This is a genomic window from Brevibacterium limosum, from assembly GCF_011617705.1.
GTDB lineage: Bacteria > Actinomycetota > Actinomycetes > Actinomycetales > Brevibacteriaceae > Brevibacterium > Brevibacterium limosum.
The window spans coordinates 366,455-390,340 of record NZ_CP050154.1 but is presented as its reverse complement, the minus strand read 5'-3'; the positions used below and the strand labels follow the sequence as shown (position 1 = coordinate 390,340).

Annotated in this window: 21 protein-coding genes; 9 read left to right on the top strand and 12 right to left on the bottom strand. The window is 66.3% G+C overall.

Features of this window, described 5'->3' with window-relative positions; translation table 11 throughout:
• Positions 1-171 precede the first annotated feature (171 nt).
• Positions 172-1,449 carry a trans-sulfuration enzyme family protein gene (locus tag GUY37_RS01700; RefSeq protein ID WP_228278294.1) on the bottom strand — a complete coding sequence of 426 codons (1,278 nt, stop codon included), beginning with the start codon at positions 1,447-1,449 and terminating at the stop codon, positions 172-174.
• A 198-nt stretch (positions 1,450-1,647) separates the two neighbouring features.
• Here GUY37_RS01700 and GUY37_RS01695 point away from each other — a divergent pair, with 198 nt between their 5' ends.
• Together GUY37_RS01695 and GUY37_RS01690 are read left to right on the top strand one after the other, a co-directional pair.
• Positions 1,648-1,977, top strand: a complete 330-nt coding sequence (locus tag GUY37_RS01695) for an ArsR/SmtB family transcription factor (protein WP_166821430.1) — start codon at positions 1,648-1,650, stop codon at positions 1,975-1,977.
• Positions 1,974-2,465, top strand: a complete 492-nt coding sequence (locus GUY37_RS01690; protein ID WP_166821427.1) for an SRPBCC domain-containing protein — start codon at positions 1,974-1,976, stop codon at positions 2,463-2,465. The genes GUY37_RS01695 and GUY37_RS01690 overlap by 4 nt, the downstream gene beginning before the upstream one ends.
• Before the next feature lie 67 nt (positions 2,466-2,532).
• On the opposite strand, the gene GUY37_RS01685 is transcribed toward GUY37_RS01690, so the two are convergent.
• Positions 2,533-4,059, bottom strand: a complete 1,527-nt coding sequence (locus GUY37_RS01685; RefSeq protein ID WP_166821424.1) for an acyltransferase family protein — start codon at positions 4,057-4,059, stop codon at positions 2,533-2,535.
• A gap of 248 nt (positions 4,060-4,307) precedes the next feature.
• On the opposite strand from GUY37_RS01685, the gene GUY37_RS01680 reads away from it, so the two are divergent.
• Entirely contained in the window at positions 4,308-5,336 is a 1,029-nt protein-coding gene (locus GUY37_RS01680; RefSeq protein ID WP_166821421.1) for an NAD(P)H-dependent flavin oxidoreductase, read from the top strand.
• A 50-nt stretch (positions 5,337-5,386) separates the two neighbouring features.
• On the opposite strand, the gene GUY37_RS01675 is transcribed toward GUY37_RS01680, so the two are convergent.
• Together GUY37_RS01675 and GUY37_RS01670 are read right to left on the bottom strand one after the other, a co-directional pair.
• Positions 5,387-6,616 (bottom strand): UPF0158 family protein, encoded by a 1,230-nt coding sequence (locus GUY37_RS01675; protein WP_166821418.1) that lies wholly within the window; start codon positions 6,614-6,616, stop codon positions 5,387-5,389.
• A 111-nt stretch (positions 6,617-6,727) separates the two neighbouring features.
• The gene (locus tag GUY37_RS01670; RefSeq protein WP_228278293.1) at positions 6,728-7,459 is read right to left on the bottom strand and encodes a response regulator; all 732 of its coding nucleotides are present in this window, start codon (positions 7,457-7,459) and stop codon (positions 6,728-6,730) included.
• Positions 7,460-7,627: 168 nt separating this feature from the next.
• On the opposite strand from GUY37_RS01670, the gene GUY37_RS01665 reads away from it, so the two are divergent.
• The 3 genes from GUY37_RS01665 (at position 7,628) to GUY37_RS01655 (ending at position 11,501) form a co-directional block, all read left to right on the top strand.
• Entirely contained in the window at positions 7,628-8,527 is a 900-nt protein-coding gene (locus GUY37_RS01665) for a DMT family protein (protein WP_166821415.1), read from the top strand.
• 212 nt (positions 8,528-8,739) lie between these two features.
• Positions 8,740-10,584, top strand: a complete 1,845-nt coding sequence (locus tag GUY37_RS01660) for a sensor histidine kinase (RefSeq protein ID WP_407645416.1) — start codon at positions 8,740-8,742, stop codon at positions 10,582-10,584.
• A 74-nt stretch (positions 10,585-10,658) separates the two neighbouring features.
• Positions 10,659-11,501 (top strand): hypothetical protein, encoded by an 843-nt coding sequence (locus GUY37_RS01655; protein ID WP_166821409.1) that lies wholly within the window; start codon positions 10,659-10,661, stop codon positions 11,499-11,501.
• On the opposite strand, the gene GUY37_RS01650 is transcribed toward GUY37_RS01655, so the two are convergent.
• Together GUY37_RS01650 and GUY37_RS01645 are read right to left on the bottom strand one after the other, a co-directional pair.
• A complete protein-coding gene (locus tag GUY37_RS01650) occupies positions 11,443-11,847 on the bottom strand; it encodes a hypothetical protein (protein WP_166821406.1) in 405 nt (134 codons plus the stop codon). The genes GUY37_RS01655 and GUY37_RS01650 overlap by 59 nt on opposite strands.
• The gene (locus GUY37_RS01645) at positions 11,847-12,878 is read right to left on the bottom strand and encodes a CPBP family intramembrane glutamic endopeptidase (protein WP_166821403.1); all 1,032 of its coding nucleotides are present in this window, start codon (positions 12,876-12,878) and stop codon (positions 11,847-11,849) included. The genes GUY37_RS01650 and GUY37_RS01645 overlap by 1 nt, the downstream gene beginning before the upstream one ends.
• A gap of 181 nt (positions 12,879-13,059) precedes the next feature.
• Between GUY37_RS01645 and GUY37_RS01640 the strand changes: the two genes are divergently transcribed.
• Both GUY37_RS01640 and GUY37_RS01635 read left to right on the top strand, forming a co-directional pair.
• Positions 13,060-14,466, top strand: a complete 1,407-nt coding sequence (locus GUY37_RS01640; RefSeq protein WP_166821400.1) for a sensor histidine kinase — start codon at positions 13,060-13,062, stop codon at positions 14,464-14,466.
• Positions 14,463-15,095: a response regulator gene (locus GUY37_RS01635; protein ID WP_166821397.1), complete on the top strand. Its 633-nt coding sequence runs from the start codon at positions 14,463-14,465 to the stop codon at positions 15,093-15,095. The genes GUY37_RS01640 and GUY37_RS01635 overlap by 4 nt, the downstream gene beginning before the upstream one ends.
• A gap of 121 nt (positions 15,096-15,216) precedes the next feature.
• Here the strand turns inward: GUY37_RS01635 and GUY37_RS01630 are convergent, their stop codons facing one another.
• Positions 15,217-15,978, bottom strand: a complete 762-nt coding sequence (locus GUY37_RS01630; protein WP_166821394.1) for a 3-hydroxyacyl-CoA dehydrogenase — start codon at positions 15,976-15,978, stop codon at positions 15,217-15,219.
• Between the two features lie 194 nt (positions 15,979-16,172).
• Entirely contained in the window at positions 16,173-16,751 is a 579-nt protein-coding gene (locus GUY37_RS01625; protein ID WP_166821391.1) for an NADPH-dependent FMN reductase, read from the bottom strand.
• A gap of 350 nt (positions 16,752-17,101) precedes the next feature.
• Here GUY37_RS01625 and GUY37_RS01620 point away from each other — a divergent pair, with 350 nt between their 5' ends.
• Positions 17,102-17,761, top strand: a complete 660-nt coding sequence (locus GUY37_RS01620) for a TetR/AcrR family transcriptional regulator (protein ID WP_166821387.1) — start codon at positions 17,102-17,104, stop codon at positions 17,759-17,761.
• A gap of 71 nt (positions 17,762-17,832) precedes the next feature.
• Here GUY37_RS01620 and GUY37_RS01615 read toward each other — a convergent pair whose 3' ends face one another.
• The 4 genes from GUY37_RS01615 to GUY37_RS01600 all read right to left on the bottom strand — a co-directional run bounded on the left by GUY37_RS01615 (position 17,833) and on the right by GUY37_RS01600 (position 23,606).
• On the bottom strand, positions 17,833-19,686 hold the full coding sequence (locus tag GUY37_RS01615) for a dipeptide ABC transporter ATP-binding protein (RefSeq protein WP_166821384.1): 1,854 nt from the start codon (positions 19,684-19,686) through the stop codon (positions 17,833-17,835).
• Complete coding sequence (locus GUY37_RS01610) at positions 19,683-20,744, bottom strand: ABC transporter permease (RefSeq protein WP_227492623.1); 1,062 nt, start codon at positions 20,742-20,744, stop codon at positions 19,683-19,685. The genes GUY37_RS01615 and GUY37_RS01610 overlap by 4 nt, the downstream gene beginning before the upstream one ends.
• A complete protein-coding gene (locus GUY37_RS01605) occupies positions 20,744-21,835 on the bottom strand; it encodes an ABC transporter permease (RefSeq protein ID WP_166821381.1) in 1,092 nt (363 codons plus the stop codon). Before GUY37_RS01605 ends, GUY37_RS01610 begins: the two co-directional genes overlap by 1 nt.
• A 136-nt stretch (positions 21,836-21,971) precedes the next feature.
• Positions 21,972-23,606, bottom strand: coding sequence for an ABC transporter substrate-binding protein (locus GUY37_RS01600; protein ID WP_166821378.1), 1,635 nt, complete (start codon positions 23,604-23,606; stop codon positions 21,972-21,974).
• Between the last annotated feature and the right edge of the window lie 280 nt (positions 23,607-23,886).

Below are 23,886 nucleotides of genomic sequence, written 5' to 3'. Positions count from 1 at the left end.
GCTGCCTGCGACGTTTCAGAGCATCCCTCACCCGTAGCAGCAATCCACTCCACTGCAACGCGGTGTTCTGCCGCTAAGGGTGAGGGATGCCGAAGCACCGCGAGGACATGCCACTCGGCGTAGGACGTGCCGCTCACGGTGCGGGCTGGATGTGGTCGATGACGGTGGAGGCTATACGGGCACGCCGACCGGAGCAGCCTGCTCCGAAGCCGCAACACGGACTGGCGTCTCGTCAGTCTTCGGCGAACCTGCAGCCTCGGCCGTGGCGTCGAGGGCCTGGGCGAGGTCGGCGAGGATGTCGTCGATGTCCTCGATGCCGACGGACAGGCGGATGAACCTGCCCGAGACGCTGACCTCGCTGCCTGCCACGGACAGATGCGTCATCGTCGCCGGGTGGTCGATGAGGGACTCGACTCCACCGAGCGACTCGGCCAGAGTGATGAGCTTCGTGTTCGCCACCAGCGCCAGCGCCCGCTCCTCGGTGTCGGTGCGCAGGGACACCACTCCCCCGAAGCCGCTCATCTGCCGCTTCGCGACCTCATGCCCGGGGTGCGAGGGCAGACCCGGATAGATCACGTCGGCCACCTCGTCGCGGGTCTCGAGCCATTCGGCCACCGACTGCGCATTCTCACAATGGGCCTTCATGCGCACCGGCAGAGTCTTGATCCCGCGCCTGGTCAGCCACGCGTCGAACGGGGAGATGCCCAGCCCGACGGACGCGAGGTGGCCCTCCAGACGGTCGACCACCTCGGCGGCGCGGGGACAGCTCGTTCCATCACCGGCGAGGACGGCGCCGCCGATGACATCGGAGTGGCCGTTGATGAACTTCGTCGTCGAGTGGACGACGATATCGGCCCCGTGCTCCAGCGGACGCTGCAGCACCGGGGTCGCGAACGTCGAATCCACGGCCAGGAGCGCATTCGCGGAATGGGCGAGGCGGGCCGCCTCGGCGATATCGATGATGTCGAGTCCGGGATTGCTCGGGGTCTCGACCCAGACGATCGCGGTGTTGTCATTGATGGCGGCGGCGAGCGCCGCGGTGTCGGTGAGGTCGACGGTGCGGATGACCACGCCCCAGCGCACGTACTCGTTCTGCAGGAGTCGGAAGGTCCCGCCGTAGACGTCGCGGGGCAGGATGACCTCGTCACCGGGACGCAGCAGCGCGGAGAACACCGCCACCTCGGCCGACGTTCCCGAGTTGACGGCCGCCGCGAACTCAGCGCCTTCCAATTCGCACAGAGCCTGCTCGAGGTCGCTGCGGTTCGGCGTGCCCGTGCGCGCATAGTCGAATCCTGCGCGGGTCTGACCCGGGGTGTCCATCATAAAGGTCGAGGTCTGGAAGATCGGGGCCACGACCGAACCGGTGTGCGCTTCGGGCATGGCCCCCGAGTGCACCGATCGGGTCGAGATTCCGACGGGTGTGGTGGGTTCTGAGATGTGTGAACTCACGGCGGATCCTTCCTTCACTGATGGGCACCGCTGCATCTGCGGTGTGCTTCAGTGTGAGTCGAACAGGAGGGCCCACGCGAACCTGCTGACGCACGCGGTCACTTCACGTCATATGTCACCGATGAATGTCATCTTTCGTCTCGATCTCTGTCATCGTCCTCTTCCCCCGGACTGCTTGCGGGTGTAATACTTAGCCGCATGGTTAAGTATTCGGATGAGCTCGATGCGCTGTTCTCCGCATTGGCCGACCCCACGCGCCGCAGAGTCATCGCTCGCCTCGGTCGGGGGCCGGCCAGCGTCGGCGAGCTCGCCCGACCGCTGTCGATCTCGCTGCCATCGCTGATGAAACATGTGCGCAGCCTCGAATCGAGCGGCCTCATCCGGACCGAGAAGTCCGGGCGCGTGCGCACCTGCGTGCTCGATCAGAATCGCTTCCACCTGCTCACGGGCTGGCTGGAGGAACAGCGTCGAATCTGGGACGAGAGCACAGATCGGCTCGAACAGTTCGTCACCAAGGAGGAATCATGACCGCCCACCTCTCCCGCACCCGGAACCAGGACCCGGACCTCGACCTGAGCATCCGACGCATCATCCGCGCACCGAAGCAGACGATCTGGGACGCCTGGACCACGCCGGACCAGCTGGCTCAGTGGTGGATACCGGCACCGCTGAGCCTGCGCGTGGATTCCCTCGAACTCACGCCCGGCGGTGCCTTCGTCACGCACATGAGCGAGGACGGCGCCGAATGGCACCCGCATGTCGACGCGGTGTTCCTCGTCATCGAGGAGGGCAGCCGGCTCGTCTTCACGAATGCCGTGAACAGCTCCTGGCACCCGGCCCTTCCCGGCCCGGTGGCGATGACCACGGAGATCATCCTCGGCGACCATCCCGACGGCACCGACTATCAAGCCATCGTCCGACACGGCAGCCCCGAACAGCGGGCCCGCCACGAAGAACTCGGATTCTTCGACGGCTGGGGAACCGTCACCGACCAATTGGCCGCCTCGGTGGAGTGATTCGTGCGTCCCGCGGCCCAGCTGTGCTCGGCCCGTCACGCGGGCCGGGCCACCTGCAGAATCAGCCCTACGAGGTCAGCCCGGCGGAAACGGTGAGCGAGGCGATGAGCAGACCGAACGCGACAACCGTCCAGATCAACGGGGCGACCCCGACGAGCAGTGCAACGGCGATGCCGGCTGTGGCGGCGCCGACGGCGATGGCGGTCCGCAGCTGGGGGCGGTCGACAGTCGGGGTGACGTCCTCGGCTCCTGCACGGGAGGCAGCCGAACCCTGCGCACGCATCTCACGAGCGACCTCGGCGATCGTTCGCCCGACCGAGGCAAGCCGCTGTTCCGGCGGAAACGGAACTCGCTCGGCAGCCATGGCCACCAGGCCGGACAGCACCATGACGACAATCAACCAGGGCAGACGCGTGGCCCACCACCATGACGATTCGATCTCCTGGAGGACGAGCTCGGAGGCGCCCGGCACGAGGGACACCGCCTGAGCGAGCGTGCCCAGCCCGCCGATGAGGACGATGACGATGCTCATATGCCACAGGTAGACATGCATCCCGTACCGATTGCCCCAGGCGATGACCCGGCCCCAGATCTGCGCGCGGAGGACTCGAGGATCGAGAGCCGCCTCGCTGGTGGAGGTGCTCTTGTTCTCGTGCGCGGCGTTGAGCATTCGGCCCAGCCGAGCGTGACCGAGGCGCAATCCGCACATCTGGACCACCCCGAGCAGGACGAGTGCGCCGGTCGGCGGATTGAGGTTGACGAGCATGTTCGGGCTGTACACACCAGTCGCGACGAGTCCGACCAGGGCCAGCAACGCGACCACCAGCACCGACCAGGTGATGGGCCTGCGCACGGGACGATCGAGCGCATCGGCGTAGAAGAACCCGAGCTGCTGGACCAAGGACCACACAAGCAGGAAGTTCAGGTAACCGAGCCCGGTCATGCCCGTGACCGCGACCAGACTGTCGACGACGATGACGGCACCGGCGAGGGCTGCGAGTGACCGCCTCGGCGCGGTTTCGTGGAAATGCACGGCAACCGGCACGACAGCGGTGAGGCCGACGTAGACGGCGAGGAACCACAGCGGCTGGCCGATGCGCAGGCTGGCCTCGGCGAGGAGGTCGGCCGAAACCCCGAGTTCACCGGCCGCTGACAGCCCGAGGCCGGCGAGGCCGATGAGCACGGTGACGGGCACGACGAGCCTGCGCAGTCGGGCACGCAGATAGTCGGTCCAGTTGCCGCCTCGGGCACGTATGCGACGCCAGCCGGTGATGCCCGCGTACCCGCCGATGATGAAGAACAGGGGCATGATCTGGAAGAGCCAGGACGCTGCGGCGAATCCGGCGGTGCCCGACAGCGCGACCGTCGGCTCCACGGTGCCGTCGGGTCCGAGCACGGCCGCGCTCATCATCGAGTGGAGGATGACCACGACGACGAGGCAGCCGAAGCGGATGAGGTCGATGACCGGGTCACGGTGGGGTTCGGACGTCTGCGGTTTGGCGGCAGTGGGCAGGCCGGAGGCGGGCCGCGCCGGTTCGGGCGGGGTGACCGCACTTTCAACGGGCTGCGCCGGGTCGTTGAGCATGAGTGTCATAGCGTTCCTTGTCAGAGCCGAGCGATTGCGATGACACCGAAGTTAGGGACCGCTTCTGCCTCGGCACATCACGCCGGAGAGCCGACCTCTGCCCCGCCGCCCGATACTTCCGAGGGATACCGCACACCGATCGCCTCATACTCACCGCACCCGCCCGTGTGAGAATGGCGGTGAGCACGCCCGGCCACACGGCCGTCCCGCTCGGCGGCTCGCACCGGTCCGGGCCCGGCCGATAAAAGGAGAGAACCGTGACGATCGCCTTCGCGAAGACCGCCCTGCCCATCATCGGCGCACCCATGGCCGGTGGGACGACGACGCCCGAGCTCACCGAGGCCGTCGCCCGGGCCGGCGGATTCCCGTTCGTCGCGGGCGGCTATCTCACCGCCGAGGCCCTCGCTCCGCTCGTCGAGCGCATGCGTGAGACGAGGTCGAACTTCGGCGTCAACCTCTTCGCCCCGAACCCCGTCCCCGTCGACCGTGATGCCTTCGACGACTTCGTCACCGCGCTCGAACCGGCCGCTGCCGCCCGTGGGATCACGCTCGACCCGGAACCGGTCGAGGACGACGACCACTTCGACGCTAAGCTCGATTGGCTCATCGAGCACCCCGTCCCCCTGGTCTCGTTGACGTTCAACCTGCCCACCGCCGAGACGGTCGACCGCCTCCACGCCGTCGGCACCCAGGTCGTCGCCACCGTCACCTCGGTTCCCGAGGCCCATGCGGCCGCCGAAGTCGGGGTCGACGGGCTCATCGTCCAGGGACCGCGCGCCGGCGGACATTCGGGAACGGCCGATCCGACGCGGACCGTCGAGGACCGCGCGACCGTCGACCTCGTCGGCGACATCCTCGCCGAGGTGGCCCTGCCCGTGGCGGCGGGAGGCGGAGTCGACGGTGAGGCCATGGTGGGCGACCTCCTCCGCGCGGGGGCGAGTGCCGTCGTCGTCGGGACCCTGCTGCTGCGCTCCGACGAGGCAGGCACCGCGCCCACGCACCGTGCCGCCTTGGCTTCAGAAGAGTTCACGGAAACCCAGCTGACCAGGGCATTCACGGGACGGCCCGCACGCGCGCTGGTCAATGACTTCGTGCGGAAGTTCGACGGGATCGCCGTCGACGCGTATCCGGCGGTGCATCATCTGACGAAGGAGTTCCGGGCCACGGCGAAGAAGGCCGACGACCCGCACGGTCTGCACCTGTGGGCGGGCACAGGCTACCGCAGCGCCCAGGACGGATCGGCCGAGACGATCGTCAAGGACCTCGGCGCCGACTTCGCTCGCTGAGTCGGCAGGACAGGCGGGCATGCCGACAAACCACACCGCGGATCTTTCGGTCAGACGACTCTGATCCCGTTTTCGGCGAGGATCAGTCGTGCTCGTCCGTACTTCCGGTCCTCGGAGAACTGCACCCACCGGTCACCGAGGTCCTGCTCGTCGGTGAATCGGCGGAAACGGCGGAAGGCGCCCGTCCCTTCGATCGCCGATAGACCGCGGTCTCGGACCTCCGGGTTCCGCAACCCTGAGACGAAGGCCTGCATGTCGTTCCAGGCGTCTTCGGTGTCAGCGCGGTCGAACCTCACCCACCGGTCCGGGTCGCCGTTGAAGTCGATGTTCTCATCGCCGTATTCCACCGCCCAGGCGTCGTAGACGTCGCCGGTCTGAAGGTCGAGATAGCCTCCGTCCGACTCTTCGAACGATCCTTCGTGAATAATTGAGAGCATTTCAAGGTCGACTGCCAAGTCGAGGCCGGGCACCGGCTCGTTCCGAAGCCCAGCCAGCAGCGCCTCGGAGAGTTCGCGATCACCGGGGAAGCCGCGGAAGGTCAACCGGTTGATGGCAGAGAGCACGATCGGCTCGGTTCTGGCACGGTCCTGGCGAAGCGCCATCAGCAGACCCTCTCCGAGCAGTTGGAGCGCTTCGTCTATGTGGCTCCCGAGAACTGCCGTGATGAGCCTGTCGGCGTCTTTCGCGGCGGTGGCGGCTCGAATCTCTCTGGCATCGACGAACGGCTGGTCGTCCTCGCTCGGCCAATCTCCGTCAGCCATCTGGTCGGCGGTATCAGGTTCAGCGGGAATCGGTTCCGTACCATCATCGGTCGCCCACCGCCTGCCGTACTGATCGGGCATCGCACCCCAGCCCCAGATCGCAGCCGGACGGCCGGGCGGATCGTCGAACATCGCGTTCGGATCGAGCTTCCTCTCACTGACCACACACCGATGAGTCCAATTGTCGCCGAGGTCGAAGGTGAACCGGAACTCATCACCGGGCTTCGCCTCGCGGGTGACTTTCACGCGTGTGAAATCGAGGGTCTCCTGGACCGGTCCGAACTCCGAGGCGCTGAATTCCTCAGCGCTGAACTCATCAGTGATGACTCGCCCGTCGGCCAGGGTGAAGACCGAGAGATGTGCGAGGTCCCAGCGAGCAAAGGCTGAGTTGATGGCATCAGCGAAGTCGGCGAACGTGTGCGCCGGGCCCACGGCAAACGTCCGTCCCGGCCGCGGCCACACTGCAGTTCCCTTGCCGCTGAGCAGTTCCACATCGATGGACAGCCATGTCTTCGCCATCTTTCAAGTATGCGCGACATTCTCCGACGAGCACCAGCTCTGCAGAGTCTGGTCGTCAGTACCATCTGAGAAGGTGTCACCCGCTCACGCCCCCGCACTGCCCGAGAGCCCTCAGCTCCCGGCGACGACCAGCCCGGACTCGTATGCGGCGACCACGATCTGGGTGCGGTCGCGCAGGCCGAGCTTCGACAGGATCCGAGAGACGTGGGTCTTGACGGTCTGCTCGGCGAGGAAGAGCTGCTCGGCCACCTCGGAGTTCGGGTGGCCCTTCGCGACCAGCGTCATCACCTCGATCTCACGGTCGGTCAGCTGCCCGAGCACCGCGGTGTCCTTGGCCACGGTGGGCCCTGCGACGTATTCGGCGATGAGTCGCCTGGTCACCGACGGTGCGAGCAGCGATTCCCCACCGGCGACGACACGCACGGCGGTGATCATGTCCTCGGCGGTGGCGTCCTTGAGGAGGAATCCGCTGGCTCCTGCCCGCAGCGCCGAGAACACGTACTCATCGGCGTCGAACGTGGTGAGCATGACGACCCGGGGGTGCTCGCCGGGCATACTGAAGATCGCGCGGGTGGCGTCGAGGCCGTTGAGCTTGGGCATCCGGATGTCCATGAGGATGACGTCGGGGTCCGTCCGCCGCACGAGGTCGACGACGGCCGATCCGTCCTCCGCACTGCCGACGACCTGCATGTCCGTCTGCGCATCCAACAGCGCTCCGAATCCCTGCCGGACCATCGCCTGATCGTCGACGATGGCCACCCGAATCGTCGTCGACGACGGTGGGGGCACACTCGCCGACGAGGCACCACCATTCCCGCCACCCGTTCCTTCTGCTTCCGGCATGGCTCCACGCTACCCGACGTTCACGGTCGGTAACCGCGAAGAACCCCGAGAACATGCCGCCGATACCCCCTGATCCGCGATATTCACCCTCAGGTATCACCTCGGCGGACGGAGGTTCACCCGTTCGTATGATGTGCTCCGGCCGACCTCCTCCTTAGCGTGACGGCCATGATCACCACAGCCGTCATCCTCGCCATCGCCGCAGCGTTCTGCCTGGCCCTGGGCACCCACTTCCAGCAGCATGCCGTGGCCGCCATGGCTCCCGGCCTGCGCCGCAAGGCCACCTGGGTCACCGGTCTCGGCCTCATGGGTCTGGTCACGGTGCTCAACGTCGTCGCCCTCGGGCTCGGCCCGGTCGCCATCGTCCAACCCATCGGCGCGGTCTCCCTCGTCTTCGCCGTCCTCATCGGCCGGCGGTACTTCGGGCTCCGCTTCGGAGCTCCGCTGCTCATCAGCATCGCGGTCACGCTCTTCGGGATCTTCTCCTTCGTGGCCACCTCGGCGAGGTTCGCCCACGATATCTCCGTGAACGCACAGTCGGTGACCTGGCTGCTCACCGTGCTCATCGCCCTCACCCTCTTCGCCGGGCTGTTCTCGTTCAGCTCCGCCGGCCACATCCCCCGGGTCGTCATGACCGGGATCGTCTTCGGCACGGTCGCCGCGGCCACGCACGTCCTGGCTCGGTCGATCGTCATGTCGGGTCTGCCCGGACTCGATACATTCGGTCTGCGCTGGTGGGCGCTGCTGGCTGCGGTCGGTCTGGCCTCGGCGGCGGGGTTCTGGCTCGTCCAGACCGCGTATGCCTGCGGCCCCGCCGAGACGGTTCTGGCCGGTCTCACGGTCATCGACCCGATCGTCGCCGTCATCATCGGTGCCGCGTTCTTCGGCGAATACACGGGACTGACGCCCCCGGCCGCCATCGGTCTGCTCGTCTCCGCGGCCGTCGGCATCGGCGGAGTGTGGATGCTCTCGCGCTTCCACCCGAAGGTCCTCGAATCTCGCGGCACTGCCCACACCGCCTCGACGGTGGCCACCTCGCAGACAGCACAGGAAGGAATCACACTGTGAACCACTCCCCCGCACCCGCCGACACGTACGCTGGAGACGTGCCCCGCCCAGCAGAGCCCCCGCAGATCGGCCCGAACGCCGCGACGACCGCCGATTCTCCGGCCGCGACCGCGCCGCGTTCGTGGTGGGCCAGGCTGTGGCGCAATCTCGGCCGCGATTCCGTTCTCGTCGCCCCGAGCCTGCTCATCTCGCTCATCGCGTTCCCGGTTCTCATCACCCTGTTCTCCGTCTCGATCGCCACGGTCATCGTCTGGGTCGGTGTGCTCCTCCTGCCGCTGACGCTGACCGTCGCCCGCGCGTTCGGCAACTTCTCCCGGGCCCGTGCCCGCGCATGGGGTGCACCCATCACCGAGGCGGCTCCCCGTCCCCGTGGACGCGGACTCCGCTGGTGGCTGGCTCCGCTGTCCGATGCCCGTGCGTGGTTGGATCTGCTCTTCGAAACCGTATTCGCACTGCCGATCCGGCTCCTCACGTTCTCAGTCTCCGTCGCTTGGTTCGCAGGCGGTCTGGGCGGGATCACGCACTTCTTCTGGGGCGCGTTCGTCCCGGACGGAGGCGGGAACACCGTCGACTGGGTCGTCGCGTGGGTGACGAACTCCCCGGTCACCGACCTCGGGTTCGCCGCCGAGGCGACCTTCCAGTTCGTCCTCGGGATCATCCTGCTGCTGACGTTCCCTTTCGTCCTCCACGCCATGGCGCTGCTCGAGATCGTCGCGATCCGCGCTGCCCTGTCCCACGATGTCGAGAGTGCAGGAGCTGCGCAGAATCCGGTCGATCGCAGGAACTCTCCGGCCGCCGCACTGCCGGTACCGGGTTCGCCATCACGACCGACCGTCACGGAAACCGCGCCGTCGGCGAAGCCCGAAGCCTCACCGAATCCGACGACCCTCTCGCAGATCGCCGGCGGTGAAGGGTGGATCTGGCTGATCTCCGTATTCGTCGGAGTCGCGCTCTCGGCGATCTCGTGGCCGGTCACGACGGTCCTCTACGACGTCCCGACGGTCTTCGCGATGCTCATCGCCCTCGCTCTGAGTACCGCCCTCGTCCTTGCCGTGCGCTGGCCGGTCCCGGCGATCGGTCTCGGACTCGTCGCTCAGGTGGCGAGCATTCTGCTCACCGCGGACGTCTCGGGAGCAGTCCGACCGTTCACGGTCACCTCGCTGCTGGCTCTCGTGTTCCTCCACCTCATCATCGGTCTGCGTCACAGTTGGGTCCACCTCGTCGCGCTGTGGACGGGCAGTGCGCTCATCGGCGTGCTCGCGCTGGTCCTGCCGCATGCCGGCGGGCTCGCCGGCGCCTTCGCGAATGTCATCACCACCGCAGCCGTCGCCGCTGGTGCCGGAGCCATCGGTGTCATCGGCAACCTGCTCATCAGAGGTCGCCGGCAGCTCGAATCCGAACGCGAACTCAGTGCCGCGGAACTGGCGAAGCGGCAGGAGCTGGAAGAGCGCAACCGGATCGCTCAGGAACTCAATGATGTCGTCGCCCACAGCATGTCGGTCATCAGCGTGCAGGCGACCACGGCGAAGTACCGGCTGCCCGGACTCGATGAGCGCAGCCTCGGTGAGTTCGATTCGATGGCCTCATCGGCCAGACAGGCCTTGACGGAGATGCGCGGACTGCTCGCGATCCTGCGCGGGGGCCGGGACGCGGACCTGGCTCCGCAGCCGACCGTCGAGGACATTCCCGCTCTCGTCGATGTCACGCGCGGCTCCGGTGCCGTCGTCGACCTCGACTTCCCCGCCGAGCCTCTGTCGCTGTCGCCGACGACGAGCCTCACGGCGTTCCGCGTGGTGCAGGAGAGCCTGTCGAATGCACTGCGGCATGCCGCAGGCGCCCCGGTGGCGGTCACCGTCACAGCCCTCGGGACCCGACTCGAGATCTCCGTTCTCAACGGGGAACCCGACGGGTCGGTTGCGGGTGGGCACAGCCACCTCGGCGGAGGTTTCGGCATCAGGGGAATGCGCGAACGTGTCGAAGCATTGGGCGGGAGCCTGCAGGTGGGGCCGACCGAGCGCCGCGGGTTCGAGGTCAGGGCGTCGCTGCCGACGGACTGAGTGCGAGCGGATCGATGACATAATCGATCAGGGTTCCCTGCTGTCTGAAATCCCCTCCGAAAGGTGCAGAAACAGTGACTCACTCATCCCCAGCGATGCCATCTGGCCCCTCGACGCCGGCGCCCGAACCCGCGGCGCGAGAGCAGTCCCGATTCGTCCGGGACCTGCGGCGCACGATCGCCGTCATCATCGTCGTGGCCTTCAGCGTGGCGGCGATCGGCGGGATCATCGTCATGCTCGGCGATATCGAGTCCGAATCGACGTTCCAGGTCATCGCCATGACGTCGGTGACCGGCGCCTGCAGCGTCGCCGCCTTCTGCGGGGCGACGCTCATCGGTCGGCGAGTCCAATGGTTCGGCAGCGCCACGATCCTGCTGGCGTTCATCACCCTGCTGGTGAGCATTCTGTTCATCTGGGGCGATCCGTACATGTGGGATGACCCCATCCCCGGCTCCACCGGCCTGACCATCGGCGACATCCTCTACCAGGTGCTCGCGTCGATCGTGCTCGTCACCGCCGTCGCTTCGGTCAGTTCGCTCATTCTGCTGCTGGTGGCCCGGACTCGGGTGGTGCGGATCGGGTTGCCGATCACGCTCTGCCTCCTCGCGCTCGGCACATGCCTGGTTCTCGTCACGATCTGGATGGACGGAGCGTGGGAGCACGACTGGCTGACCCGCCTCAACGGCATCGTGTGGATCCTCGCCGCGCTCGGCGTGGTCGTCGTGCCCCTGACGTCGCTGCTGCTCAAGGCCGGGTCGACGCGGTCTCCTGCGACTCCGCCTGCTTCGACGCTGTCACCCTCGAGTCTTGACCGCCTCGAGGCCGCCGCCCGAGCCGAGGGCCTCACTGCCGACGAGCTCATCGATCGACTTCTGACCGCGGAGCCTCGAACCCCTTCGGCAGGCGAGTGTCGATGAACCCTGCGACGAAGGCACCGATGATGAGCAGGACGATGAGCGCGATGATGCCGCCGAAGTTCGACAGCACGGGATTCGTGAAGTCGAACAGTCCCGGCCAGATGGCATAGACGACCACGCAGCACACGCCCGCGAATCCGAACACGTTGAGCGTCGCCTGGCCTGTGGACCGTGCGCGCTTTCCGCTGTGCTTCGAGGCTTTCTCTTCGGGTGTGCCGAACTCGGCCTCGGGCGTCGTGCCTGCTTTCTGCGTCGAATCCTTGACCTCGCAGAGGAAGGTGAGGACCTGGTCTTCCTCACATCCGCGCCGACGCAGGTTCTGGGCCAATTCGCTGAAGTAGCTCATCAGAGGCTCGCCTTCTTTTCGGTGTCGGCATTCGCCTCGCGGTCCTCGTCGGCTCCCGCAGTCTCGGGGCCGTCCCCGCGGGGACCCAGCGGTTCGCGGTCGGTCGGGTCGCCTCGGCAAGGGGAAGGACCGCCTCGGCGACGGTGATCGAGGACGACGATCACGGCGAAGCCGATCGGGGCGATGATCGACATGACGACCTCGATCGTCGGTGAGCTCGTCGCGTTGAGGTCGGCTCCGGAGAGCACACCGAGGACGAACGCGAAGAGATTGTTGATGATGTGGAACGCGATCCCCGCTTCGAGGCCGCCGGTGATGATGGTCAGGGTGCCGACGATGACGGCGAAGATCCCGACGTCGATGAGCCCCGGCAGGTCGTAGACATGGCCGAAGACGAAGAACGGCACGGGGATGAGCACGGCCCAAGCGGGGTGGCGCAGCCAGGCGCCGATGACGTTCATGGCCAGGCCGCGGAAGACGATCTCTTCGGCCGTCGCCTGGAACGGGACGAGGAGGACGAACGCGATGAGCATGGCGAGCACGTGCTGGTTCCACACGATTCCCGAGGTCAGATCGCCCATCGACCCGTCGGAGAACAGGACCATCACGATCGCGCAGACCACCGACACGGCCGACCCGTACAGCATGTACCGCCCGAGCCGACGCAGGCGCAGTCCGCCGCGAAGCGAGATCATCGTGGAGAACCAGCGCCGATAGACGCAGAGGGTCGCGAGCTCGACGGCCGGCCACATGAGGATGACGTTGACGAGTCCGAAGAGGATCCCTGTGGTGGTGTTCATATCGATGAGACGTTCCGACCATGCGCTGAAGTCGCCGTCGCCGCCGAGGGCGAACAGAGCCCAGATGAAGAAGCCCGCGAATTGGGCGATGATCTCGACCAGGTAGAACACCGCGGCCAGGACGGCCACGAGGATCGGTTTGTACCACCGGTTGCCCCGTTGTGCGGCGAACTGCCGATGGTAGCCCCGAGGCGACTCGACGGAGGCGGGAAAGTGGAGTTGATTTCTCATGTCTCCACCCTTTCGGACACCGCGGCCGCTGACCATCGGCCAAGGGCATGATTCATGTCATCCGATCGGGTGAATGCGCATGTCAGAAGGCCTCTGGCGGGGCGACGGTCTCCGCACGACCATGCAGATCTCATCCTTTCGGACGACACTCCTTCGGCCGTCGCACCGGTAGGGTCGAAGGGTGACATCTCGCCCCGCCCGCCGCCCGCTCGCGCATGCCCTCCTCTGGACCGGCATCTCCGCGGTCGTCGGCGTGCTCCTGCTCTTCATTGTCATCGGAGACAAATGGCCGAACCCAGAGTCCACCGGTGCCGAGGCGAATGCTCTCAGTGCAGAGATCTTCGTACACATCGTTTTCGGGCTCGTTTCCTTCGTCTGTCTGCCTATCGTCCTCGTCTTCGACGGACGCCGGGTTCTGCGCAAACAGCTGCGTCCGAAGGTGCTGGCCGCGGAGAAGCTGCGCGAGTTCCTCACTGTCACCGGCCACGGTGGTGATGAGTTCCTCGCCTCCGACGGGTCCGTCGAATCTCTCCAGCGCCGTCCGGGCGGCTGGGTTCCCGTCACCGTCGGGATCATCGGACTCCTCCTGGGCACGGTCAGCATCCTCGGCGCCTTCGCCGCCTCGATCATGCTCATTTCGCTGTCGGCCCGTCGCAGTTGGGCCCTCGACTTCGTCGCACTCGCCGCCACACTGGCAGCCTTCTCGGCGACCTACGTCCTCACCCCGCAGGCGGCGGGAGCCTTCGATCTTCCCGTGTTCGTCTTCGGCGGCACGATGTACGCCGTCATCGTCATCGTCGGCGTCATCCGCGGCGCCCGCGAGCAGGGGTTCATCGACTCCGCCGCGCAGACCCTGCTGCGCGAACGCTCTCGGCAGGACCGCGCCATCGCTGAGGTGCGCCGCGGCATCGCCCGCGACATGCACGATTCCCTGTCCCATCACCTGTCCGTCATCGCCATGTACTCCGGCGCCCTGTCCGTGCGGCAGGACCTCGACCCCGATGAGGTCCGCGAAAGCGCCCGTCTCATCGCCGATGCCGCCCGCCGCTCCGGTGTCGAACTCCGTGAGGTGCTGACGATGCTGCGCAGCGATGACGAGGGCACGGTCATCGACCCTGACATCGACCGCCTCGTCGCGGCCAGGGGCGACACCGCCGAGCTGCGCTACCTCGAACCGGTGACCGCCGAAGTCCTCCACCGGTGCGGGGCACTCGAGCAGACGACGATCTACCGCTTCGTCCAGGAAGCGATCACGAATGCGGTCAAGCACGCCCCGGGCCAAAGAGTGACGATCAAGGTCGGCTTCGACGAGGCGGACGGACACCTCGAACTCGTCGCGAGCAATCCGCACACTGGGCTGGCCCCGGCGTTCCGCGCCGGAGCGCAGCAGCTCGTCACCGGATCCGGGCTGGGACTGCTCGGACTGCGGGAGAGAATGGAGGCCATGGGCGGCGATCTCACGGTGACGACGACCCCGGAGTTCACCCTCCGCGCCCGCATCCCCATCGACGCAGGCATCTTCACAGAAGACGACTCAGCGGGCACTGTCGGCACGGTCGGCTCCCCGGACGAACAGGAGAAAGCATGAGCATCCGCGTCATCATCGCCGACGACGAATCGCTCATGCGCTCGGGCCTCAGGCTCCTCCTCGGCGCTGCCGACGACATCGACGTCATCGCCGAGGCGGTCGATGAAGTCGAAGCCATCGATCTCGCTCGCCGACTGAGTCCCGATCTCGTGCTCATGGATATCCGGATGCCCCGTCTCGACGGGCTCGAGGCCGCACAGACGCTCCTAAGCGATCCCGAGCACCCGCAGGTGCTCATGCTCACGGCCTTCGGCACCGACGATTTCATCCACCGTGCCCTGCAGTCCGGGGCGGCAGGCTACATCCTCAAGGACACCCCACCGGAAGAGCTCATCAATGCCGTCCGGGCAGCCGCCGACGGCACTCGCACTCTGTCGGCGACCGCCTTGGCCACGCTGATGTCGTCTCGGCCGGCCGCCTCGGTGCCGGGTCAGGATCCGCTCGCGTCACTGTCGACCCGGGAGCGGGAGATCGCCGAGGCGGTCGCTAAGGGTTTGACGAACGCGCAGGTGACGCGGTCACTGTTCGTCTCGACGGCGACGGTGAAGACCCACTTGGCGCGCATCTTCGACAAGCTCGAGGTGACCTCGCGGGTGCAGCTGGCGCTGCTCGTCAACGCACACCGCTGAGCCTCCCATCAGGCGACAGAGCCGCCCTTCCGCGACTGCGAAAACGGGCGGCTCTGACGGTCAGGCGATCCTCGGTGAGGAATTCCTCGGGGTGGGCATCCTCGGCGAGGGCGTCAGTCGATCATTTCGGGGCCATGCGGATGGCGCCGTCGAGGCGGATCGTCTCACCGTTGAGCATCGGGTTGGCCACGATCGACTCGACGAGCTGTGCGTACTCGGCCGGTTTGCCCAGTCGGGCCGGATGCGGCACGGACTTGCCGAGGGATTCCTGCGCCTCGGCGGGCAGTCCGGCCATCATCGGGGTCTCGAAGATGCCGGGGGCGATGGTGACGACGCGGATGAAGGAGGCGGCGAGCTCGCGGGCCATCGGCAGGGTCACCGCAGCCACGGCACCCTTGGACGCAGAGTAGGCGATCTGGCCGATCTGACCGTCGAAGGCCGCCACCGATGCGGTGTTGACGATGACGCCGCGCTCTTCGCCTTGCGCTTCCTGGCTCTGCATGGCCGCGGCGGCGAGGCGACAGACGTTGACGGTGCCGACGATGTTGATGTTCAGAACCTTCTGGAAAGCGTCGAGCGGCAGCGGCCCCTTGCGGGAGACGAGCTTTCCGGGGGTCGCGACGCCGGCGCAGTTGACGACGACGCGCAGGGTGCCGAGCCCGGTGGCGGTGTCGACGGCGGCCTGGACCTGCTCTTCGTTCGTGACGTCGGCGGTGACGAAGTGGGCGGAATCGCCGAGTTCGACGGCGACCTGCTGCCCCACCTCGGCGTTGAGGTCGGCCATGACGACCTGGGCTCCGGCGGCCAGGAGGCGTTCAGTGGTGGCACGGCCGAGCCCGGAGGCTCCGCCGGTGACGAGGGCGACGGTGTTCTTCAGTTCCATGAGTGTCCTTTGCATCGCTGAGCGAACGATTTATCACTGCGACTCTAACGCAGGTGTGGGGACGGTCACGGTGCACGGGCGGGAGAGGGCCGCCTCGGCGGGAGGTTCGCCCGTGCGGAAGTGGCGGGCGCAGCGGGGACGACGAAGCCCGCCGGTCGGGCGACCGGCGGGCCACTTCAGCGATGCAGCCAGACTCAGGCGGCCTGCTCCTCGGCGCCGGCTTCACGCACGGACTTCAGGGCCTCGCCCCAGGCGACGATGTCGTCGACCATGGATGCGAACGGGGCGGCCGAGACCGCGGTCGGGGCGAAATCGCCGTCGGCGACGTCGGTGAAGATCGAGAACGAGGCCTGGTCGCGGACGACGGCGAGTTTGTAGTTCGCGAGGATGTGGCGCAGGTGCTCGGCGGCGCGCACTCCCTTGTCGGCGCCGTAGTTCACGATGCCTGCGACCTTGTGGTTGAACTCGGTGGCGACGAAATCGAGCGCGTTCTTCAGCGAGCCGGAGATCGAGTGGTTGTACTCGGGTGTGACGAAGATGAAGGCGTCGAACTCCTCGAGCTTCGCACCCCAGGCCTTCGTGTGGTCGTTGGCGTACATCTTCGCGCCGGCGGGGACGACCTCGTCGAGCAGGGGCAGGTCGAAGCTGCCGAAGTCGACGACCTCGGCGCGGACATCGTCATTGGCGTCCAGCTGCTGCTCGACCCAGCTCACGATCTGCGGGTTCAGCGCCTGCGGGCGGGAGGTTCCGGGAATGATGGCAATGTTGAGCATATGCGTCCTCAAATCGTTGAGCGGTGCCCGCCGGCCGGGCGGCCGAGGCGGTCGAGTTCACGGGTGCAGCCTGCGCCTCCGGCACGCCGGATCGTCTGCGACTCCACCCCACCAACATCGTTGAACACTCAATCATTCCCTCTTTCGGAGTGACGCCGCCCACATTGGACGGTCGGTGGTCGCGACCGGGCCGGCCGCCTCGGCGCTCATCGATTCGACCGCGCTCCGGCGAAGTTCCCCGCGAAATCAGGCCCGCAGGCACCGGCTGTCGTGTAAGGTCGTGGGGCAAGTGAAAGACTGTTCGTTAAAAAGTCGGCTACGACGGAAACTAGGCAAGGAGTCCGGTCATCGTGCGCTCAACCAACGGCCGCAACAACATTCTCCGCTCGGCCCGGGACACCTTCGCGGATAAGGGATTCGACGGCGCGTCCATCCGCGATATCGCACAGACGGCAGGTCTGAGCCTCTCCGCGCTCTACTACTACTTCCCGTCCAAGCAGGAAGCACTCTACGAGCTCGTCCACACAGCATATTCCTGGTACATCGAACACTGCCGGGCCGTCATCGCCGAAGTCGATGACAATCCTGTCGACCAGCTGGCCGTGGCGGTGCGCTACCTCGCCCGCTATCGGATGGAGAACGTCTCGGTCTCCACCGTTCTGCTGCGCGACACCGAACGCCTCACCGGCGACAATGCCGTCCGCGTCAAGGATCTCCAGCGGGAGGCTCGCGAGATCATGGGCGATATCGTCCGGGCCGGCGCCGACACCGGACACTTCACGATCGCCAACGCCGCCCTGGCCACTCGCGCGATCCACTCGATCTGCAATTCGCTGTCGCTGTGGTACCGACCGACGGGTGATCTGACGCCCGACATGATCGAGCGCGACTTCACTCAGTACTCGATGCGCATCCTCGGCCTCGACCCCGATGACACCGAACTCGACCGCCTGCTGGCCCTGCCGGTCAATCAGGACGGCATGCTCGACTTCATCGCCGACACCAAATAATTCCCTCCTCCACTACCTGACGGCGGCCCAGCAACCTCGCGCGAGGTTGCTGGGCCGCCGTCGGGTAGCAGTTAGGGGGTGCGGAGGGTGCGGGCCAGCTCACGTCGCTCGGCCTGCTCCGCCGGATCCGGGACCGGCAGCGACGCGATGAGACGCTTCGTGTAGTCGTTGTCCGGTGATCCGAGCACCTGCTCACCCGTGCCCTCTTCGAGCAGTTCGCCGTGGAAGAGCACGCCGATGCGGTCGGAGAGCATATCGACCACCGCGAGGTCGTGGCTGATGAACAGGGCCGCGAAGTCGAAGCGGTTCTGCAGCTCGACGAAGAGTTCGAGCACCTTCGCCTGCACCGACACGTCGAGCGCCGACGTCGGCTCATCGGCGATGAGCAGCTCCGGATCGAGCGCGAGACCACGGGCCAAGGACGCCCTCTGCCGCTGCCCGCCGGAGAGCTCATGCGGATACCTCGCCGCATACGCCTTCGGCAGCTGCACGGAATCGAGGAGTTCGAGCACACGCTGCGAGCGGTCGGACGGGCTCATCTCCCGACGGTGGATCGCAAACGGTTCGGCGATGCACTCCCCGATCGACAGATGCGGATTGAACGAGGCCGCCGGGTCCTGGAACACGAACCCGATCCGTCGCCGGATCTTCGTGAACTCCCGCTCCCTGAACCCGACCATCTCATGCCCGAGCACCGTGAGACTTCCACCGCTGGCCCTGGTCAGGCCCGCGATCGCACGTCCGATCGTGGTCTTGCCCGACCCCGACTCACCGACGAGTCCGTAGACCTCGCCGGCCTTGATGTCGAAGCTGACCTTCTTCACCGCGTGGAAATCCGACTTGCCGAAGCCGCCCGGATAGACGATGTCGAGACCGCGGGCGGACACGATCGATTCGTGCGTGTTCCGGTTCTTCGCCGAGGCGGCCCCGGGCTGATCGTCCCCCGCCGAGGCGGCCCCGTCCCGGGCATCCCCCGCCGAGGCGGTGCGCGGTGAGCCGCTGCCGACCGACTCGGGATCCGCCGTCGACGCATCCCCCGTGATCGCACCCGGCACGGCCCCGGCCTCGGCGGCGGCCGCCTTGCGACTGCCGGCCACGGTCGACCCGATCCGCGGCACCGCGGCGAGCAGTTCACGGGTGTACTGCTCCTGCGGGTCGCTGAAGAGCTGCTCGACGGGCGAGACCTCGACGAGGTCGCCGCGCAGCATCACGGCCACCCGATCGGCGAGGTCGGCGACGACACCCATGTTGTGGGTGATGAGCACGATGGCCGTGCCCGTCTCATCCCGCAGCTCACGCAGCAGGTCGAGGATCTCCGCCTGCACGGTGACGTCAAGCGCGGTGGTCGGTTCGTCGGCGACGATGAGCTTCGCTCCCAGCGCCAAGGCCATGGCGATGACGATGCGCTGCTTCTGCCCGCCCGAGAACTGATGCGGGTAGTAGTCGAATCGGCTGTCCGCATCCGGGATTCCGACCTGCCGCATCGCCTTGACGACGCGCGCCTTGAGGTCGGCCTTGCTCGCCTTCCTATCGTGCGCGCGCAGGCCCTCGGCGATCTGCCACCCGACCGTGTAGACGGGGTTGAGCGCGGTCGACGGCTCCTGGAAGACCATGGCCACATCGCGGCCGCGCATGGCCCGCAGCTCGTCGGCCGAGACGCTGAGCACGTTCGCACCCGAGATGACGATGGCGCCTGAGCGCTGCGCCGTCTCCGGCAGCAGGCCGAGGATGGACCGGGCGGTCACGGTCTTGCCGGAGCCCGATTCGCCCACGATCGCAAGCACCTCACCGGGTGAGACGCTCAACGACACGTCCTTGACGGCGTGGACGTCCCCGCCGTCGGTGGAGAAGGTGACGTCGAGGCCCTCGACGTCGAGGATGCTGCCGGTGGTCGAGGCTGTCTGCTCGTGTTTCTGCTTGCTCATGCCGTGACCTCCGCGGACTTGACGTTCTTGACCTTGGCTTTGCGTCGCACACGCAGACGCGGGTCGTTGAGGTCGTTCATCGACTCACCGACCAAGGTGATCCCGAGCACCGTGAGCACGATCGCCAGACCCGGGAACACCGCCGTCCACCACACGCCGGATGTGACGTCCGGCAGTGCCTTGTTGAGGTCGTATCCCCATTCCGACGCCGAGGTGGGTTCGATTCCGAAGCCCAGGAACCCGAGGCCGGCGAGAGTCAGAATCGCCTCGGATGCGTTGAGTGTGAAGATCAGCGGCAGGGTGCGGGTGGCGTTGCGGAAGATGTGCTTGGAGATGATGCGAGTCTTCGAGGCACCGAGCACGATCGCCGATTCGACGAACGGTTCGGCCTTCAGCCGCAGGGTCTCCGCCCTCACCACACGGAAGTACTGCGGGATGAAGACGACCGTGATCGAGAACGCGGCCGCCGCGATCCCGCCCCAGGCGCTCGACTGTCCGCCGGAGATCGCGATCGACATGACCAGTGCCAGCAGCAGGGTCGGGAAGGCGTAGACGGCATCGGCGATGACGACGAGGATGCGGTCGAGCCAGCCGCCGATGTAGCCGGAGATGAGTCCGAGGATGACACCGGCGAACAGGGACATGACCACGGCGACGACGATGACGGCCACTGCGGTCTGCGCACCCCAGACGACACGGGAGAACACATCGTAGCCGCCGACCGTGGTGCCCCAGATATGGGTGCCGCCGGGAGGCAGCTTCGACCCGAAGTTGCCTTCGGACGTGCCCAGCTGGTTGAAGCCGTACGGGGCGATGAGCGGAGCGAAGATCGCGCAGATGATGACGATTCCGCTGAGGATGAGCCCGGTGATGAGCATTCCGCGCTGCAGCCCCACGGACTGGCGCAGATGGGAGACGATCGGCAGACGGGAGAACCAGGATCTCTTGGCCCGGTCGTCGAACGCCAGAGCGGGTACGCCTGCTCCGGGGGCCGCCTCGGCGAAGGTCTCGGCCGTCTCATCCGGGCCTTGGCTGCGTGGATTCTGTGGAGTGGACATCAGTACCTCACTCTCGGATCGATGAATGCGGCGATGACGTCGACGAGGAAGTTCGTGACCGCGACGATGACGGCGAGGAACACGACGATTCCCTGGACCGCCACGAAGTCGCGGGCCGTGAGGTATTCGGCGAGTTTGAAGCCGAGTCCCTTCCATTCGAACGTCGTCTCGGTGAGCACGGCGCCGGCGAGCATGAGCGCGATCTGCATGCCCATGACGGTGATGATCGGGATCAGCGCCGGACGGTAGGCATGCTTGGTGACCAGGCGGTATTCGGAGATGCCGCGGGATCGGCCGGAGTCGATGTACTGCTGTTCGAGCGTGCCGATGAGGTTCGTGCGCACCAGTCGGAGGAAGACTCCGGCGGTGAGCACGCCGAGGGCGATCGCCGGCAGCACCGCGTGGGCGAGCACATCGGACAGGACGGAGAAATTGCCGATGCGCAGCGCGTCGATGAGGTAGAAGTGCGTCGGGCCGACGACGCCGGACATGATGTATTCGGTCTCTGTGGTGCCGCGGCCGGCCACCGGCAGGACGGGCAGGAAGACGCCGAAGATGAGCTTGAGGACCATGCCGGCGAAGAACACCGGGGTCGCATAGCCGAGGATCGCGAGCACACGCAGTGCGGCGTCGGGGGCCTTGTCCCGGTGGTAGGCGGCGAGCATGCCCAGCGGGATGCCGAGGATGAACGCGACGATGAGCGCGTAGAAGACGAGCTCGACGGTGGCCGCACCGTAGTTGACCAGAATGGACGAGACGGGCTGACCGTCGGAGACCGCGGTGCCGAAGTCGCCCTTGAGCAGATTGCCCATGTACTCGAAGTACTGGACGAGGAGCGGCCGGTCGTAGCCGGCGGCGTGGACGCGCTCGGCCAGCTGGGCCTTCGTCAGGCGACCGCCCAGCGCTGCGGTGATCGGGTCACCGGTGATGCGCATGAGGAAGAACACCAGAGTGGTGAGGATGAAGATGGTGGGAATGATGAGCAGGAAGCGGATGAGGACGTAGCGTCCCAGTCCGCCTCCAGTGGGCTTCTTGACCGCGACCGAGGTCTCGGCGGCCTCCGCCCCTGGTTCGCTGATGGCAGCAGACATGTGTTCCTTATGTGTGTTTCGGTGCGCTCGCGGCAGGAGACACCTCGGCGATGGTCTGCAGGTGCACGGACCTCACCGCGAACGCGCCACGAGGTGCAGGTGGCCCGATCGGCTCACCTGCACCTCGTGTGGGTGATCACTTGCTCAGCAGCGCCAGTCGGAACTGGAACGCGGGGTCGAGGGTGTCGTCGACACCCTTGACGTCCTTGCCGGACACGGCGATCTGGTTGCCCTGGAGCAGCGGCAGGGTCGGCAGCTCATCGGCGAGCTGACCCTGGATCTTCTTCAGAGCCTCTTCGCGCTTGCCCTCATCAGCGATGGAGGACTGAGCGTTGAGCTCCTTGTTCATCGTCTCGTCCCGGTAGTGGTTGCCGAGGAACGACGGGGTCTCGTCCGTGTCGTAGAAGAACGGCACGAGGTAGTTGTCAGCATCCGAGTAGTCCGGGAACCAACCCAGCTGGTACATCGGGTACACGTCATCGGTGCGGTCCTTGTTGTACTGCACCCATTCGGTCGACTGGAGGTCGACCTTGAACAGACCGGTCTTGTCCAGCTGGTCCTTCACCAGGGCGTACTCGTCGCCCGAGGACGGACCGTAGTGGTCCGGGTTGTACTGCAGCTTGAGCTCGACCGGGGTCTCGACACCTGCGTCCTTGAGCGCCTTCTTCGCCTTCGCGACATCGGCACCGCCCTTGCCGTCGCCGTATTCGGACTTCAGCGGCTCGTCGGCACCGGGCAGCCCCTCGGGCACGTGCGAGAACAGCGGGGTGAAGGTGTCCTTGTAGACCTGGCTGGCGATCGCCTGGCGGTCGACGGAGTCGGCCATGGCCTGACGAACGGCGAGCGCCTTCTTCTCATCGGCTTCGTCGGTCTTCGCGCCGAAAGGCATCGTGTCCATGTTGAACACGATGTAGCGGATCTCGCCGCCGGGGCCCTTGTGGACCTTGAGGTCGTCGTTCTCGCCGAGGTCGTCGATGTCCGTGGCCGACAGCGAACGCCATGCCACGTCGATGGTGCCCTCTTGGACGTCGAGCTTCATGTTGTTCGCGTCCGAGTAGTACTTCATCTGCACGGTCTCGGTCTTCGCGGGCTCGATGAAGCCCTTGTAGTCCGGGTTGGACTTGTAGGTGAGCAGTTCGTTGAACTTGAAGCCGTCGATCGTGTACGGACCGGCGAAGGCCTTGCCGTCGACGATCTCCTGATCCTTCGTGACCTTGTCCGCCGAGAACACGTCTTCATCGACGATCGGTCCGGCGGCGCTGGCGAGCACTCCCGGCCACGTCTGGTCGTTCTTGCGCTTGAGGTTGAAGATCACGGTCTTCTCGTCAGGCGTCTCCACGGACTTCAGTCCGCCCAGCAGCGAGGACGGTCCGTTGGGGTCCTGGATCTTCAGCTGCCGATCGAAGGAGAACTTCACATCCGAGGAGGTCAGTTCGTTGCCGTTGGCGTACTTGAGCCCGTCCTTGAGCTTGACCTCGTACTTCGTCGGTTCGGTGAAGTCGGCCGATTCCGCGATCGAGGGGTTGAGCTCAGCGGTGCCCGGCTTGTACGCGAGGATGAAGGGGTAGACCTGCTGCTCGACGAGGGAGCTTCCGTTGTCGTATGCGGCAGCCGGATCCAACGCCACAACCTTGTCCGTGGTTCCGACCGTGAGCATGCCGCCCTCGTCGTCTCCGCCCCCGCCTCCGGTCGTCGAGGTCGAGCAGGCGGAGAGGAGCAGAGCGCCCGCCGCAGCGATGGCCACGGCCTTAGCGCCAGTTCGTCGTTTCATGGTGTTCCTGTCGTTTCAAAAGTGCTCTTCGTGTCGTCTTTGCTCGAAGAGATCCGCACCACATCTTACGATCTCCGTCCCAAATAGTGAACTGACCCACAGAAGGTGACCCACTTCGCAATCACATCGCAATCATTCGCCGAGGCGGCCCTGCCCGATACAGCGAAACCCCCCTTGCCGCAACGCGGTGAACAGCGGGGTGACCCGCAGGACCACGCATGGGCGGCTGCGGGATTTCGATTTGCGCGACAGGTCACAATCGGTTTCACTTATGAGGTGC

What these genes read in the sequence shown, in the direction of transcription:
- GUY37_RS01695 (WP_166821430.1), top strand. Translation starts at nt 1,648, where the DNA reads ATGGTTAAGTATTCGGATGAGCTCGATGCGCTGTTCTCCGCATTGGCC.
- GUY37_RS01690 (WP_166821427.1), top strand. Translation starts at nt 1,974, where the DNA reads ATGACCGCCCACCTCTCCCGCACCCGGAACCAGGACCCGGACCTCGAC.
- GUY37_RS01685 (WP_166821424.1), bottom strand. Translation starts at nt 4,059, where the DNA reads ATGACACTCATGCTCAACGACCCGGCGCAGCCCGTTGAAAGTGCGGTC.
- GUY37_RS01675 (WP_166821418.1), bottom strand. Translation starts at nt 6,616, where the DNA reads ATGGCGAAGACATGGCTGTCCATCGATGTGGAACTGCTCAGCGGCAAG.
- GUY37_RS01670 (WP_228278293.1), bottom strand. Translation starts at nt 7,459, where the DNA reads ATGCCGGAAGCAGAAGGAACGGGTGGCGGGAATGGTGGTGCCTCGTCG.
- GUY37_RS01665 (WP_166821415.1), top strand. Translation starts at nt 7,628, where the DNA reads ATGATCACCACAGCCGTCATCCTCGCCATCGCCGCAGCGTTCTGCCTG.
- GUY37_RS01650 (WP_166821406.1), bottom strand. Translation starts at nt 11,847, where the DNA reads ATGAGCTACTTCAGCGAATTGGCCCAGAACCTGCGTCGGCGCGGATGT.
- GUY37_RS01645 (WP_166821403.1), bottom strand. Translation starts at nt 12,878, where the DNA reads ATGAGAAATCAACTCCACTTTCCCGCCTCCGTCGAGTCGCCTCGGGGC.
- GUY37_RS01635 (WP_166821397.1), top strand. Translation starts at nt 14,463, where the DNA reads ATGAGCATCCGCGTCATCATCGCCGACGACGAATCGCTCATGCGCTCG.
- GUY37_RS01630 (WP_166821394.1), bottom strand. Translation starts at nt 15,978, where the DNA reads ATGGAACTGAAGAACACCGTCGCCCTCGTCACCGGCGGAGCCTCCGGG.
- GUY37_RS01625 (WP_166821391.1), bottom strand. Translation starts at nt 16,751, where the DNA reads ATGCTCAACATTGCCATCATTCCCGGAACCTCCCGCCCGCAGGCGCTG.
- GUY37_RS01615 (WP_166821384.1), bottom strand. Translation starts at nt 19,686, where the DNA reads ATGAGCAAGCAGAAACACGAGCAGACAGCCTCGACCACCGGCAGCATC.
- GUY37_RS01610 (WP_227492623.1), bottom strand. Translation starts at nt 20,744, where the DNA reads ATGTCCACTCCACAGAATCCACGCAGCCAAGGCCCGGATGAGACGGCC.
- GUY37_RS01605 (WP_166821381.1), bottom strand. Translation starts at nt 21,835, where the DNA reads ATGTCTGCTGCCATCAGCGAACCAGGGGCGGAGGCCGCCGAGACCTCG.
- GUY37_RS01600 (WP_166821378.1), bottom strand. Translation starts at nt 23,606, where the DNA reads ATGAAACGACGAACTGGCGCTAAGGCCGTGGCCATCGCTGCGGCGGGC.